This window comes from Micromonospora sp. DT48 (genome assembly GCF_049844495.1).
Taxonomy (GTDB): domain Bacteria; phylum Actinomycetota; class Actinomycetes; order Mycobacteriales; family Micromonosporaceae; genus Micromonospora.
Window position 1 is genome coordinate 128118 of record NZ_JBNCLE010000010.1, and the last position, 14209, is coordinate 142326.

At 70.9% G+C, this 14209-nt stretch carries 11 protein-coding genes; 9 read left to right on the top strand and 2 right to left on the bottom strand.

Going from position 1 to position 14209, the window contains the following annotated elements; all coding sequences use genetic code 11:
• Positions 1-10: 10 nt before the first annotated feature.
• The 6 genes from ACLQ2S_RS13985 to ACLQ2S_RS14010 all read left to right on the top strand — a co-directional run bounded on the left by ACLQ2S_RS13985 (position 11) and on the right by ACLQ2S_RS14010 (position 7459).
• Positions 11-1876, top strand: a complete 1866-nt coding sequence (locus ACLQ2S_RS13985; protein WP_425701818.1) for an ABC transporter ATP-binding protein — start codon at positions 11-13, stop codon at positions 1874-1876.
• On the top strand, positions 1873-3198 hold the full coding sequence (locus ACLQ2S_RS13990) for an ABC transporter permease (RefSeq protein ID WP_155215177.1): 1326 nt from the start codon (positions 1873-1875) through the stop codon (positions 3196-3198). The genes ACLQ2S_RS13985 and ACLQ2S_RS13990 overlap by 4 nt, the downstream gene beginning before the upstream one ends.
• 3 nt (positions 3199-3201) lie before the next feature.
• Positions 3202-4482, top strand: coding sequence for an ABC transporter permease (locus ACLQ2S_RS13995; protein ID WP_425701819.1), 1281 nt, complete (start codon positions 3202-3204; stop codon positions 4480-4482).
• 15 nt (positions 4483-4497) lie between these two features.
• Positions 4498-5199: a cytidine deaminase gene (locus ACLQ2S_RS14000; protein ID WP_155215175.1), complete on the top strand. Its 702-nt coding sequence runs from the start codon at positions 4498-4500 to the stop codon at positions 5197-5199.
• A gap of 193 nt (positions 5200-5392) precedes the next feature.
• Entirely contained in the window at positions 5393-6673 is a 1281-nt protein-coding gene (locus ACLQ2S_RS14005; protein ID WP_155215174.1) for a thymidine phosphorylase, read from the top strand.
• Between the two features lie 105 nt (positions 6674-6778).
• Complete coding sequence (locus ACLQ2S_RS14010) at positions 6779-7459, top strand: DUF4272 domain-containing protein (protein WP_309222710.1); 681 nt, start codon at positions 6779-6781, stop codon at positions 7457-7459.
• On the opposite strand, the gene ACLQ2S_RS14015 is transcribed toward ACLQ2S_RS14010, so the two are convergent.
• Positions 7456-8331, bottom strand: a complete 876-nt coding sequence (locus tag ACLQ2S_RS14015; protein ID WP_309222709.1) for a putative RNA methyltransferase — start codon at positions 8329-8331, stop codon at positions 7456-7458. The genes ACLQ2S_RS14010 and ACLQ2S_RS14015 overlap by 4 nt on opposite strands.
• Before the next feature lie 57 nt (positions 8332-8388).
• On the opposite strand from ACLQ2S_RS14015, the gene ACLQ2S_RS14020 reads away from it, so the two are divergent.
• A complete protein-coding gene (locus ACLQ2S_RS14020; RefSeq protein ID WP_155215173.1) occupies positions 8389-9468 on the top strand; it encodes an adenosine deaminase in 1080 nt (359 codons plus the stop codon).
• A gap of 19 nt (positions 9469-9487) precedes the next feature.
• On the opposite strand, the gene ACLQ2S_RS14025 is transcribed toward ACLQ2S_RS14020, so the two are convergent.
• Complete coding sequence (locus ACLQ2S_RS14025; protein ID WP_230462279.1) at positions 9488-9859, bottom strand: hypothetical protein; 372 nt, start codon at positions 9857-9859, stop codon at positions 9488-9490.
• 433 nt (positions 9860-10292) lie between these two features.
• Here ACLQ2S_RS14025 and ACLQ2S_RS14030 point away from each other — a divergent pair, with 433 nt between their 5' ends.
• Both ACLQ2S_RS14030 and ACLQ2S_RS14035 read left to right on the top strand, forming a co-directional pair.
• Positions 10293-13763, top strand: a complete 3471-nt coding sequence (locus ACLQ2S_RS14030) for a sensor histidine kinase (protein ID WP_425701820.1) — start codon at positions 10293-10295, stop codon at positions 13761-13763.
• Positions 13760-14164, top strand: a complete 405-nt coding sequence (locus ACLQ2S_RS14035; protein ID WP_013731521.1) for a roadblock/LC7 domain-containing protein — start codon at positions 13760-13762, stop codon at positions 14162-14164. The genes ACLQ2S_RS14030 and ACLQ2S_RS14035 overlap by 4 nt, the downstream gene beginning before the upstream one ends.
• The last annotated feature ends 45 nt before the right edge of the window (positions 14165-14209 follow it).

Here is a 14209-nt window from a genome sequence, read left to right on the forward strand (position 1 = left end):
GCCGTCCCCGGTGAGACGATCACCGGGGGCGGCCGACGAGCAGAGCCACACAACGTTCCGGCCGCTGGGGCGCGGGGTTCACCCGCAGTGCCGCAGCGGCCGATCCGCGCCACCGGTTCGGCCGACGCCGTGCCGCTCGTCAGCAGCTACGCTGCACCATCGCTTCGCACTCCAGGAGGTTGCGCTGAGACTCGAACTGCGCGGCATCACCAAGCGGTTCGGTGATCTGGTCGCCAACGACCACATCGACCTCACGGTGGAGCCTGGAGAGATCCATGCCCTGCTCGGCGAGAACGGCGCCGGCAAGTCGACCCTGATGAACGTGCTCTACGGGCTCTACCAGCCCGACGAGGGCGAGATCCTGGTCGACGGCGAGCCGTTGAAGCTGCGCGGCCCCTCGGACGCGATCGCCGCCGGCATCGGCATGGTGCACCAACACTTCATGCTCGTGCCCGTTTTCACCGTCACCGAGAACATCATGCTCGGTGCCGAGCAGGTGCGCGGCGGCATCGCCGGCTTCCTGGACCGGCGTCGCGCCCGACGCGAGGTCGCCGAGGTCTCCGAGCGGTACAACCTGCGGGTCGACCCGGACGCGGTGATCGAGGACCTGCCGGTCGGCGTCCAGCAGCGGGTGGAGATCGTCAAGGCGCTCACCCGCGACGTGGACCTGCTCATCCTGGACGAGCCGACGGCGGTGCTCACCCCGCAGGAGACCGAGGAACTGCTCGCGGTGATGCGGTCGCTCAAGGCCGCCGGCAAGTCGATCGTCTTCATCACCCACAAGCTCGGCGAGGTCAAGGCGATCGCTGACCGGATCACCGTGATCAGGCGCGGAAAGACCGTGGGCACGGCCTCGCCGGAGGCCAGCCGGGACGAACTGGCCGCGTTGATGGTCGGCCGCACCGTCCGGCTCACCGTGGACAAGGCCCCGGCGACCCCGGGCGAGCCGGTCCTGGAGATCGCCGGCCTGGTCGTCGACGACGACCGTCAGGTTCGCGCGGTGGACGGCGTCGACCTGACGGTACGCGCGGGCGAGGTGCTCGGCGTCGCGGGCGTGCAGGGCAACGGCCAGACCGATCTGATCGAAGCGATCATGGGGTTGCGGCCGGTGCTCGCCGGCACGGTCACCCTGGACGGGCAGCGGATCGACGGCTGGTCGACCAAGAAGGTGCTCCGGGCGGGCGTCGGCTACGTGCCGGAGGACCGCAGCGTCGACGGGCTGGTCAAGGAGTTCAGCGTCGCCGAGAACCTGGTGCTGGACATGTACGACCGGCCGCCCTTCGGTCGCGGCCTGTCGCTGCGACCGGACGAGATCGGCAGGTCGGCGGCGGAACGGATCGAGCAGTTCGACGTACGGACCTCGTCGGCCGACGCGCCGGTCGGCACCCTCTCCGGCGGCAACCAGCAGAAGGTGATCGTGGCCCGGGAGCTCTCCCGGCCGCTGAAGCTCTTCATCGCCGCCCAACCGACCCGGGGGGTGGATGTCGGCTCGATCGAGTTCATCCACAGCCGGGTCATCCACGAGCGGGACATCGGCACCGCCGTGCTGGTGGTCTCCAGCGAGTTGGACGAGGTCATCGGGCTGGCCGACCGGGTCGCGGTGATGTACCGCGGGCGGATCATCGGCGTGGTCGGCCCGGACACCCCCCGTGAGGAGATCGGCCTGCTGATGGCCGGCATCACCCCGGACGCCACGGGCGGCTCCCCGGACGACGGGACCGTGCCGACGGCGACCACCGACCCGGACGTGGCGGCCACCGCCGACGCGGACGTGTCATCCGACGCCGGCACCCAGGCGATCACCGACCGGGACGTCACGGCCACCACCGATGGCGTGGCACCTGCCCCTGAGGGTAGCGAGGACAAGAAGGCATGAGCGAGCGCAATTCCCAGCCGAGTTCCCCGGACAAGGAACCGGCGAGTGAGGACCAGGCCGCCCGGAGCGCGCTCGGCAACACCGAACGCGCCGAGCCGGCCAACACACCCGGTGAACCGGAACCGCACCCCACGCTGGGGCGGCTGTTCCTGGAGAACCTCTGGGCCGCCAACACCTTCACGGTGACCCTGCTTTCGCTGGTGCTGGCGATGCTCGTGGGCGCCGTACTGATGATCATTTCTGATCCGGACGTGCTGGCCACCTACAGCTACATCACCGCCCGCCCGTCGGACGCGATCAACGCCAGTTGGACGCTGGTCAGCGAGGCGTACGCGAACCTGTTCAAGGGCTCGATCTTCGATCCGGCCGCGACCAACGCCGACGCGGCGCTCAGCCCGATCTCGGAGACCCTCACCTACACCGCTCCGCTGGTCTTCACCGGCCTGTCGGTGGCGCTGGCCTTCCGTGGCGGCCTGTTCAACATCGGCGCGCAGGGACAGGCGACGATGGGCGTCATCCTGGCCGCGCTGGCCGGCTTCCTGCTGCCGCTGCCGCCCGGACTGCACCTGCTGGTCGCGGTCTTGGCCGGTGCGCTCGGCGGCGCCATCTGGGGCTTCATCCCGGGCATCCTCAAGGCGCGGACCGGCGCCCACGAGGTGATCAACACGATCATGCTCAACTACATCGCGGTCTACTTCCTCACCTGGCTGATCGTGCAGAACGGGGTGCAGGACCCGAACCGCACCGACGCGATCAGCCGGGCCGTGGACAGCTCCGCCCAACTTCCCCGGATCTTCGGCGAGCCGCTGCGGGCGCACACCGGCATCGTGCTGGCCGTCCTGGCCACCTGGGCGGTCGCCTGGCTGCTCAACCGCTCGACGCTCGGCTTCGAGCTGCGGGCGGTGGGCGCCAACCCGGACGCCGCCCGCACCGCGGGCATGAGCGTCACCCGCACGTACGTGCTGATCATGGTTTTCGCCGGGGCGCTGGCCGGTCTCGGTGGCTCGCAGATGGTGCTCGGCACCACCGCCGCCGCGCTGACCCCCCTGGTGGTCGCCCAGATCGGCTTCGACGGCATCCTGGTCGCCCTGCTCGGCCGGGTGAAACCGTGGGGGGTGGCGCTGGCCGCGCTGCTGTTCGGCGCGTTGCAGGCGGGCGGCAACCGGATGCAGTCGTACTCGGGGATCTCGCTGGAGCTGGTCACCGTGCTCCAGGCCCTGATCGTCATCTTCATCGCCGCGCCGGCCCTGGTGAAGGCGATCTTCCAGCTCCGGGCCGCACGGGCCGCCCGGTTGCAGACGAGCCTCGCGAAGGGCTGGTGAGGCATGTCCACCACGGCTGTTCCCGACGTCGCGGTCGCGCCGGTCGACGAGGGCTTCTGGACCCGTACCCGCAAGGTCGGCCTGGTGCTGCTGGCGCTCGGGCTGCTGGCCACCGTGCTGTTCGGTGTGCTCGCCACCGGCGAGCAGGCCCGCTTCACGCTCAGTGAGGACGCCGCCGGTGCCGCGCTGGAGATCAACGGTACGGTCGGTGCGGTCCTCTTCGGCGTGATCGCGCTGGCCGCCGGTGGGGCGATGTTCGCCGGTCTGCCGAAGCGCTGGTTCGTCCCGGTGCTCGCCGTCGGTCTGATCGCCTTCGTGTTCTCCTTCCTGTGCTGGCAGGTCTCCGCCGCGCCGACCGGGCAGAACTTCATGCCGCTGGTCAACATCGTGCGGGGCACCTTCCTGCTCGCCCTGCCGCTGATCTTCGGTTCCCTCGCCGGGGTGCTCTGCGAGCGCTCCGGCGTGGTGAACGTGGCGATCGAGGGGCAGCTGCTGATGGGCGCGTTCAGCGGCGCGTTGTTCGGCAGCATCTCCGGCAGCGTCTGGGTCGGCCTGCTCGCCGCCGCCGTCGGCGGGTCGTTCATCTCGCTGCTGCTGGCCGTGTTCAGCATCCGGTACCTGGTCGACCAGGTGGTCATGGGCATCGTGCTGAACCTGCTGGCGGTCGGCATCACCGGCTTCCTCTACGAGCGGCTGATGCAGACCGACGCCGCCAAGTACAACAGCGCGCCGCGCTTCAGCAACTGGGAGATCCCGCTGTTGTCGGACATCCCGGTGCTCGGTCCGGCGCTGTTCCGGGGCAACATCTTCCTCTACCTGGCCCTGCTGCTGGTGCTCGTGATCCACATCGCGCTGTTCCGTACCCGGTGGGGGCTGCGGACCCGGTCGGTCGGTGAGCACCCGACGGCGGCGGACACCCTGGGTGTGAAGGTGCTCGGCCTGCGCTACCGCAACGTGATCATGGCCGGCGCGGTGGCCGGTATCGGTGGCGCCTCCTACACGCTGGCGCTCTTCTCGTTCACCAAGAACATGATCGGCGGTAAGGGCTTCATTGCCCTGGCCGCGCTGATCTTCGGCCGGTGGAGCCCGACCGGCGCGCTGCTCGCCGCGCTCTTCTTCGGCTTCGCCGACCAGTTGGCCACCTACCTGGGTGCGATCAACAGCATCATCCCCGGTCAGTTCCTGGCCATGCTGCCCTACCTGGCGACGATCCTGGCCGTGGCCGGGCTGGTCGGTCGGGTACGGGCTCCGGCCGCCGACGGCAAGCCGTACATCAAGGGCTGACCCAGGAGGCAGACCATGGAGATCGACTGGGAGCGGCTGCGGGCCGCGGCCACCGAGGTGATGCGACACGCGTACGTGCCGTACTCGAACTTTCCGGTCGGGGCGGCGGCGCTGGTCGACGACGGCCGGGTCGTGGTCGGCTGCAACGTGGAGAACGCCGCGTACGGTGTGGTGCTCTGCGCCGAGTGCGGGGTGGTCTCCTCGTTGCACGCCACCGGCGGCGGTCGGATCGTGGCGCTGTCCTGCGTCGACGCCACCGGCGAACCGCTGATGCCGTGCGGGCGCTGCCGGCAACTGCTGTGGGAGCAGGGCGGGCCGGAGTGCCTCGTCGAGGCCAAGGGCGGGCCGCTGCGGATGGCCGAACTGCTGCCGCACGCCTTCGACGTGGCCGACATCGAGGCGGTCACCGGGGAGCGGCCGGTGCCGGTGGTCCCCGACCGGCTCGCCGCCTGGCGGGGGCGGGGCACCGTCTTCGTGCACCCTGACCTCTCCGCCGGGCAGCAGGTCTGGACGGCCTACTGGGAACGATCCGCCGGTGACGACGCGGGTGCCGAGACCGGGGTGCTGGAGGAGGGCCCGAGCTGGGACGACCCGACGGAGGCGATCGGCTGGGGGTTGGCGCGTACGCCCCGGGTGGTGGTGGTCGACGCGTCCGGCACCATCTTCTGGGCCGGTGAGGGCGAGCCGCCGGCGGAGATTCCGGTTCGCTGGGGTTGAGCTTGTCGTTGGTTGGGCTTGGAGCCCGGGGCCGACCGTTCCCGGCTCCGGGCGGTCAGGCTTGATCCCTCCGCCGGGCACGGTCGGCCCCGGCCCGTCGTGGGTCACCAGCCGTGCGACGGTGACCACATGGTGGTCCCTCGGCGATCGATGCACATATCCGGTATGCCGGACGACTAGGGAAGATCTTCTGATGAGTGGGTTTGCGGCTGTTGATGTTATTCGGGTGAAGCGGGATGGGGGGGTGCTCTCCGACGCGCAGATCGACTGGGTGGTGGACGCGTACACCCGGGGGGTGGTGGCCGACGAGCAGATGTCGGCGCTGGCCATGGCGATCCTGCTGAACGGCATGACCGGGCCGGAGATCGCCCGCTGGACGGCCGCGATGATCGCCAGCGGTGAGCGGCTCGACCTGTCCGCGGTGACCCGGCCGACCGTCGACAAGCACTCCACCGGCGGGGTCGGTGACAAGATCACTCTGCCGCTCACCCCGTTGGTCGCGGCCTGCGGTGCCGCGGTGCCGCAGTTGTCCGGGCGCGGGCTCGGGCACACCGGCGGCACGCTGGACAAGCTGGAGTCGATCCCGGGCTGGCGGGCGGCGCTGACCAACGCGGAGTTCATCGCCCAACTGCGGGACGTCGGCGCGGTGATCTGCGCCGCCGGCTCGGGCCTCGCCCCGGCCGACCGTAAGCTGTACGCGCTGCGCGACGTCACCGCCACCGTCGAGGCCATCCCGCTGATCGCCAGCTCGATCATGAGCAAGAAGATCGCCGAGGGGACCGGCGCGCTGGTGCTGGACGTGAAGGTGGGCTCCGGCGCGTTCATGAAGTCGGTCGACGACGCCCGGGAACTGGCCCGGACCATGGTGGAACTCGGCGGCGCGCACGGTGTGAAGACCGTCGCCCTGCTCACCGACATGTCCACCCCGCTCGGGCGGGCCATCGGCAACGGCATCGAGGTGACCGAGTCGGTGGAGGTGCTCGCCGGTGGCGGACCGGCCGACGTGGTGGAACTGACCCTGGCGCTGGCCCGGGAGATGCTCGACGCGGCCGGGCTGCCCGATGCCGACCCCGCCGCCGCTCTCCGCGACGGGAAGGCGATGGACTCCTGGCGGTCGATGATCCGGGCCCAGGGTGGCGACCCGGACGCGCCGATGCCCGAGGCCGCCGAGATCGAGGTGGTCCGCGCTGACACGGACGGTCACGTCGCGGCGGTCGACGCGTACGCCATGGGGGTGGCGGCGTGGCGGCTCGGCGCGGGACGGGCGCGCAAGGAGGACCCGGTCAGCGTGCCAGCTGGCGTACTGCTGCACAAGCGTCCCGGTGATCCGGTGCGTGCCGGGGAGCCCCTCTACGAGCTGCGGGCCGAGCGGGCGGAGCTGATCCCGGCGGCGCTGGCCGAGGCGGCCCGTGCGGTGACGGTCGCCGCCCGGCCACCGGCCGTGACGCCGCTGGTGATCGAACGCATCGAGTGACGAAACCCTGGTCCGGGCCATGGTGCCGGAGCGTGAGGGCCGCTATTCTCGCAGGCCAGGGGGGACTGTCGGCGCCGAGACATCGTGATCAGACAGGATGTTGCCGTGATCGTGCCTGCCCCTGACCCCCGCGCGGTGCGTGAGGCGAGCCTGGAGGAACTGGCTCGGCTGCGGCTGCCCCTGCCGCCGCCGCAGTTTCCGCTGGTCTGGGAGCCGGGCGACAACATCGAGCTGCGGCCGACGGCGGAGATCGAGGCACGGATTGCCGTGCTGCACCTGATCCTGGCCCGGTGCTTCGGCATGCCGCCGCAGGCTGCGATGAGTTGGCTGCTCGCCTCGCACTTGGTGGAGATGGTCACCCCGCCGGAGTTCCAGTTCGTCACCGGAGCCAAGGGCGACCACCGCTCCTTCGTGCTGCACCACGACGCGCTGTTCTCGCTGGCCTGGGTGCTCGGTCTGACCAAGCAACTGGACCCCACCATGCCGACCGACGACCGGCTGGTGGAGCGGCTGCCGCACATCGCCGAGGGGGAGACCTTCCGGCAATGGCGCTCCCGCATCCTGGCCGCGCCACAGCATCCGGCGGACGCGGCCGCCCTGCTCGACCTGCACTACTGCCTGGACTGGTCGTACCTGGAGGTCAGTCGCGCCGGGCGGACGCTGCCGGGCCTGGTGGACGCCAACGCGATCGGGCAGCGGCGGTGGGCGTTGGAGTGGGCGGTGATCCTGCGCGGGCCCTACCATGACGAACCCCCCGGCTGGGAAGAGGTCGACCTCTCCACCTAGCTCCGACGGTAGGTGCCGAGCCGGACCGCCACGGTCACCCGGACCGGCTCGCCGAGGGCGTCGATCCGGGCGGCCAGCCCCGTCGGGTCGGTGTGCCAGGCGCTCGGACCCATCCCGACCAGGGTGGCCACCTCCGCGCCGGACAATGTCAGCTGCCGCCGGTGCACGGTCGTCGACTCCTCGGTGAAGTGACCGGCCAGGCTGGCGGCCACCCGGTCCGCCTTGGCCGGGTCGACCCGGAGCAGGCCGAGGGCGGCGACCAACTCGGTGAGATGGTCGGTGTCCGGGGTCACCACCAGCAGCCGTCCGGTCGGGGTGAGGACCCGGCGGAACTCGGCGCCGTTGCGGGGGGCGAAGACGTTCAGCACCAGCGTTGCCGAGGCGTCCGCCAGGGGAATTCGCTGCCAGGTGTCGGCCAACGCGGCGGTGATCCGAGGGTGGGCGCGAGCGGCTCGGCGGAGCGCGGGTTTGGCGATGTCCAGCGCGAGCCCGACCGCCTCGGGCACCGCCGCCAGCACCCCGGCGAGGTGCCGGCCGGTGCCCGCCCCCGCATCCACCACCAAGGGGTACGCGTCGGTGGGGGAGTCCGCGAGCGCGGTGACGGCGGCCTCGGCGAGGGCTGCGGAGATGACGTCGTAGTGACCGGCGGCGAGGAAATCCGACCGGGCGGCGACCATCTCGGCGGTGTCGCCACTGTGCGGGGCGCGGCCGGTGAGCAGGTTGACATAGCCCTGTCGGGCGACGTCGAAGCTGTGTCGGCGCGGGCAGCGCAATGCGTGGCTGGTGCCGACCGGAGCGACCGCGAGCCCTGCACCGCAGACCGGGCAGCGCAGCCGGTCGACCACCCGTGGGTCCGGTCCTGCTGGGTTCACCTGGCCATTGTCCCTACCGGTCCGGCACCGGCACAGCGGCGGGACTAGGGTCGAGCCATGACCACGAGTCTGCGGTACGAGGACATCGTCAGGGCGCCGAAAGCGCTGCTGCACGATCACCTGGACGGCGGCCTGCGCCCTGCGACGATCGTCGATCTGGCGGCGGAGGTCGGTCACGAACTACCCACCACCGACGCGGCGGAACTGGGGCGCTGGTTCGTGGCGGCGGCGGACTCGGGTTCGCTGGAGCGCTACCTGGAGACCTTCGCGCACACCGTCGCCGTCATGCAGACCGGTCCGGCACTGCGCCGGGTGGCCCGGGAGTGCGCCCTCGACCTGGCCGCCGACGGTGTGGTCTACGCCGAGGTGCGGTTCGCTCCGGAGCAGCACCTGGAGCGGGACCTCACCCTCGACGAGGTGGTCGAGGCGGTGCTGGCCGGTTTCGTGGAGGGCAGCACCCTCGCCGCCGAGGCGGGTACGCCGATCCGGGTCGGCACCCTGCTCACCGCGATGCGGCACGCGGCTCGGTCGCAGGAGATCGCCGAGTTGGCGGTACGACACCGTGACCACGGTGTGGTGGGCTTCGACATCGCCGGTGCGGAGGCGGGTTTCCCGCCCACCCGCCACCTGGACGCCTTCGAGTACCTCCAGCGGGAGAACTTCCACTTCACCATCCACGCCGGCGAGGCGTTCGGGCTGCCCTCCATCTGGCAGGCGATCCAGTGGTGCGGCGCCGACCGTCTCGGCCACGGCGTCCGCATCGTCGACGACATCACTCCCGGCCCGCAGCCGAAGCTCGGTCGGCTGGCCGCGTACGTGCGGGACAAGCGGATCCCGCTGGAGCTGTGCCCGTCGTCGAACGTGCAGACCGGCGCCGCCCCGTCCATCGCGGAGCATCCGATCGGGCTGCTGAGAGACCTGCGTTTCCGGGTGACCGTCAACACCGACAACCGGTTGATGAGCGGTACCTCGATGTCCCGGGAGATGGCCCTGCTGGTCGACGCCTTCGACTACGGCTGGCGGGAACTCCAGTGGTTCACGATCAACGCGATGAAGTCCGCCTTCATCCCGTTCGACGAGCGGCTGAAGATCATCGATGAAGTGATCAAACCGGCGTACGCGAAGCTGCTGGGCTGAGCGACTTCCGCGCCGATGGTCAGCCGACCCTCGGCGGATGGTCGGCGGCGAGCAAACCGGCGACCCGGCGCAGCACCTCGCGACCACGGGCGGCCTCCGCGCCGAGACCGGTCTGCCGACGCAACACGGCCGGCTCGGCGCGCAGCAGCGCCACTCCCCGGCGTACCAGCACCCGGGGGCCCTTGCGCTGTTCGGCGAGGTCCCGGGCCAGTCGCCTGAGGAAGGTCGCGCCTCGGGGCCGACGCAGCGCGTACGCCCCGGCGAGCAGGCCGCGTTGCCGACACTCCCCGACGATCTCGGCGGCAAAAATACCTTCAGCTACGAAAAGTGGCGAACCGGCCAGCTCGAAGCGCCGAGTGGCTACCCGTCGATCCTTATTGATGGCGTACACCGGCACCTCCGCGCGGCCGTGTCTGACCAATTGGTCAATAACGTCGACCGCCGCCCGGGCGTCCCACGAATCGGGCGACTCCCAGTCGATCTGACCGTTCCGCCTCGGTAACGTTGGGTCATCACCGTCCTTGTAGAAATCGTCCAAACAGAGCACCGGGAGACCGGTTTGTTGCGCTATGTACGACTTTCCGGAGCCGGAGGGGCCAGCGAGGAGGACGACTCGGTGCGGGGGGCTCATTACTTCGAGTAACTCCGAACAGACGGACCGCGATCAAATTGCATCAACATCTCATCACACCTCCGGCTGGGGCCAACCTGGGCTTTCTCTTTCCGTGGCGGCGTGATGGAATCTCGGATGGTCCGACCCGCCGGGTCGGCTGCTGGGCGTTGTCCGAGGGCAACGCGGACGCTGCAATCACGAGGGCGGTGACGTGAGCAAACGGCCGAAGACGGCAGGTTCCTTCCTGTCGCGTCTGCGCCGGCCGGCAGGTCGGCTCCGCGACATGCCGATCTGGTCCAAGCTCGGTCTCATCATGATCGTGCCGACCATCGCCACGGTCGTCGTGGGTACCAGCGGTCTGGTCGACCACCTGGACGCGCTCAACGACGCCAACCGGGCCGGCGACCTCGCCGAACTCATCGGCCACTCCGGTGCGCTGGTGGATGGTCTTCAGGACGAGCGGACCGCCGCCGTGCTGTTGCTCGGCCTGGATCCGCAACGGAGCACCGCCGCGCAGAAGGACACCGCCTCCACCCGCTACAACGAGGTCTCGGCAGGAGTGGACTCGGCCAAGGCCCCCTACTCCCGGCAGCGCTCCGACCTCACCGACCTGCCGGTCAGCCTGCAGACCCTGCTCGCCCAGATCGACGAACGCCTCGGCGACCTGCCGGGCACCCGCAGCCAGGTGCTCAACGGGAAGTTCCGAATCACCGACGCGCTCCAGTCCTACGACGAGCTGATCAACCAGCTCCTCGCGGTCCGGGACTCGGCCAGCCAGCTGGCCGGTGACAACGACCTGAGCGACCGCATGCGGGCCGCCGCCGCGGTGGCCCGGGAGAAGGAGTGGCTCTCCGTCCGCCGGGTGGTCGTGCACCGGGCACTCATCTCGGGCGGCATGAGTTCGACCCTGCGGACCGACTACATCTCCAGCGAGACGGGTCAGCAACAGGCGCAGCAGAGCTTCGACGCGGTGGCCACCGAGGCGGAGGCGGAGTTCCACGCCCAGACCATCGGCGGTGGCGACCGTCGGCAGGCGACGATCTACATCAGCCAGGTCAACGCCGACAACTCGCAGAACCTCGCCGGCATCTCGTTCACCCCGCAGCAGTGGGACGACGCGCTGGTCGCCAACGGCAAGCTGATCCGGTCGGTGGAGACGAAGTTCGACTCCGACGTGGCGGAACAGGCCGGCAAGCTCCGCTCCGAGGTGCAGCGCACCGTGTTCCTGGAGACCGGCCTGCTGCTCACCATGCTGCTGCTCGCCATCTTCCTGGCGTTCCTGGTGGCCCGTTCGATGGCCCGGTCGCTGCGTGAGCTGCGGCAGGGCGCGCTCTCCATCGCCCAGTACGGGCTGCCGCAGGCAGTGGCCAAGCTGCGCGACCCGCAGGTCACCGGGCAGCTCTCGCCGGTGCAGCTGGCCAACCAGATCGCCGAACCACTGCCGGTACGCAGCAAGGACGAGTTCGGTCAGGTGACCGAGGCGTTCAACGCGGTCCACCTGGAGGCGGTCCGCACCGCTGCCGAACAGGCCGCCCTGCGGTCGTCGGTCGCGACGATGTTCGTCAACCTCGCCCGTCGGTCCCAGATCCTGGTCGACCGGCTGATCGGTCACCTCGACCGGCTGGAGCGCGGCGAGGAGGACCCGGACCGGCTGGCCGAGCTGTTCCAGCTGGACCACCTCGCCACCCGAATGCGTCGTAACGACGAGAACCTGCTGGTTCTCGCCGGTGCCGACTCGACCCGTGTGCAACGTGAACCGGCCGCACTGATCGACGTGATGCGGGCCGCCCAGTCCGAGGTCGAGCACTACACCCGGATCGAGTTCGGGGTGATCGACCGGGACATCGAGGTCGCCGCGCACGCGGTCAACGACCTCGTCCACCTCGTCGCCGAGCTGTTCGACAACGCGACCGCCTTCTCCCCGCCGGACTCGCAGGTGCTGGTCGAGGCGCGTCGGGTCGGCGACCGTGCCTCGCTGTACGTGGAGGACCGCGGCATCGGCATCAGCGGCGAGCAACTGGCCGAGCTGAACGAGCGTCTTGCCACGCCGCCGCAGGTGGACGTCGCCGTCTCCCGGATGATGGGCCTGGTCGTGGTCGCCCGCCTGGCCTCCCGGCACGGCGTCAAGGTCGAGCTGCGACCCGGCAGCGACCGGGGCACCGTCGCCGAGGTCACCCTGCCGCCCACCGTGCTGGTGCCTCGGGCGCTGTCCGGTCGGGGGCAGCAGCCCGCCGCCTTGCCGGCCCCGGCCGGCCCCGCGTCCGGGCCGAACCCGGCGTTCGGTGCGCTGGCCGCGCTCGGCAACAGCGCACACCCGCCGGCGCCGCCCACCCCGCGCAACCCGGGTGGCTCCGGTAACCAGGTGACCCTCGGCGGCCGGCCCTTCGATCCGGCGAACCGTAACGGTTCCGGCACCCCGAGCTCGGTGGGCAGCGGAGGCAACCTGCCCGCCTGGTCCGACCTGACCGGAGCCAGCGGCACCACCGGTGGCAACGGCAACGGCTTCGCGCCGCTCACCTCGAACGGTCACCCGGTCGACCCGCTGCCGCAGCGCCGCTCCGGTGACGAGCCGGGCGGTCAGCCGCCGCACATTCCGCGCCAGCTGCCCAGCAGTCCCGAGTCCGGGCCGTACGCCCCGCCTACGGTGTCGGCTCCGCCGGTACCCCCGGTGTCGTCGCCCCCGGTGTCCGGTACGCCGTACTCGGCCCCGCCGGTCTCGGCGGCCCCGGTCTCCGGTCACCCGGTGTCGGCCTCGCCCGTCTCCGGCTCGCCGGTCTCGACGCCGCCCGGTGGACCGCTGCCGCAGCGGCCGGTCTCGGCGGCGCCCAGCGCCGCTGCCCCGGCACCACCGGCCTGGCCGCCGGTGGCCGGGGAACCCGCCGCACCGCCCGTGCCGGAGCGGTTGGCCGCCGCCCTGGACATGACCACCGAACTGCCTCGGGTGCCGCAGCAGGCCCCGGCCGCACGGCCGGCGCAGGCACCACCGGCGGCGCCCACGACGCCGCAGGCCCAGAACCGGCAGCGGTACGCCGATGAGACGATGGAGCTGCCGATTTTCCGGGAGCTGGAGTCGGCGTGGTTCCGTACCCGTCGTCCGGGCCCGGAGGAGTCGGCCGGTGCGCGTCAGGCGGCTACGGCCGGTGCGACGACTCAGCAGCTCTCCACGGTCGATGTCGGTAACCGGCCGGCCCAGCAGACCCAGACCGGGACGACAGGTAACGCACCGATGGCACAGACTCCGACGGGGGCGGGCGCGCCCGGCGGGAACGGCGCGGCAGCGAGCGGCGGATCCCGTCCCGGCGCTGCCGACAGCGCGCCCTCGCACCGTCCGACCCAACAGGAGAGCATCTGGCGGACTGCGGCCGACGACGGCTGGCGGGCGGCCAGCGCCGCCAGCCAGGCACCGGCGGCTGGCACCACCCAGACCGGGCTGCCGAAACGTACGCCGATGGCGCAGCTCGTGCCCGGGGCGGTGGAGAAGCCCACCACCTCGGTGCAGCGCCGGAACCCGGAATCGGTACGCGGTCTACTCTCCGCCTACCACCGGGGTGTCCAGCGGGGACGTAGTCACCCCTCGGACAGCAACCCGACCGGCCCGGAGGGAACTTCGGGCGGGCAGCAATCCTCGCAGTCTGGCTCTGGCCCGGTGGCCGGGAGCGGGCAGAAGGAGCAAGAAGGATGACTAGTACGCAGGATCTCGGTTGGCTGCTGGCCAACTTCGCCGATCGGGTACCCGGTGTCGCACATGCGGTCGCCGTCTCCGCGGACGGCCTGCTCCTGGCGTCGTCACGAGACCTCCCCCGGGATCGGGCGGACCAGCTGGCGGCGATCGCCTCCGGTCTGGTCAGCCTGACCCAGGGTGCGGCCCGTTGCTTCGAGGGAGGCGCTGTGCTGCAGACCGTGGTCGAGATGGACAATGGCTTCCTGTTCCTGATGTCGATTTCCGACGGATCGTCGTTCGCGGTGCTCGCCGCGCGTAGCTGCGACGTGGGACAGGTCGGTTACGAAATGGCCCTGCTCGTTGACCGGGTGGGCGACGCCCTGACCCCACAGCCGCGTACGGCTGTGGGGATGATGGGTTGATCGTCGCGCCAGCCGGTGGGGGCAGGCGGGGCGGCAACATTGCAT

Excerpts from the sequence above, each read along its gene's own strand:
- ACLQ2S_RS13990 (WP_155215177.1), top strand. The coding sequence starts at position 1,873 with ATGAGCGAGCGCAATTCCCAGCCGAGTTCCCCGGACAAGGAACCGGCG.
- ACLQ2S_RS13995 (WP_425701819.1), top strand. The coding sequence starts at position 3,202 with ATGTCCACCACGGCTGTTCCCGACGTCGCGGTCGCGCCGGTCGACGAG.
- ACLQ2S_RS14000 (WP_155215175.1), top strand. The coding sequence starts at position 4,498 with ATGGAGATCGACTGGGAGCGGCTGCGGGCCGCGGCCACCGAGGTGATG.
- ACLQ2S_RS14005 (WP_155215174.1), top strand. The coding sequence starts at position 5,393 with ATGAGTGGGTTTGCGGCTGTTGATGTTATTCGGGTGAAGCGGGATGGG.
- ACLQ2S_RS14020 (WP_155215173.1), top strand. The coding sequence starts at position 8,389 with ATGACCACGAGTCTGCGGTACGAGGACATCGTCAGGGCGCCGAAAGCG.
- ACLQ2S_RS14035 (WP_013731521.1), top strand. The coding sequence starts at position 13,760 with ATGACTAGTACGCAGGATCTCGGTTGGCTGCTGGCCAACTTCGCCGAT.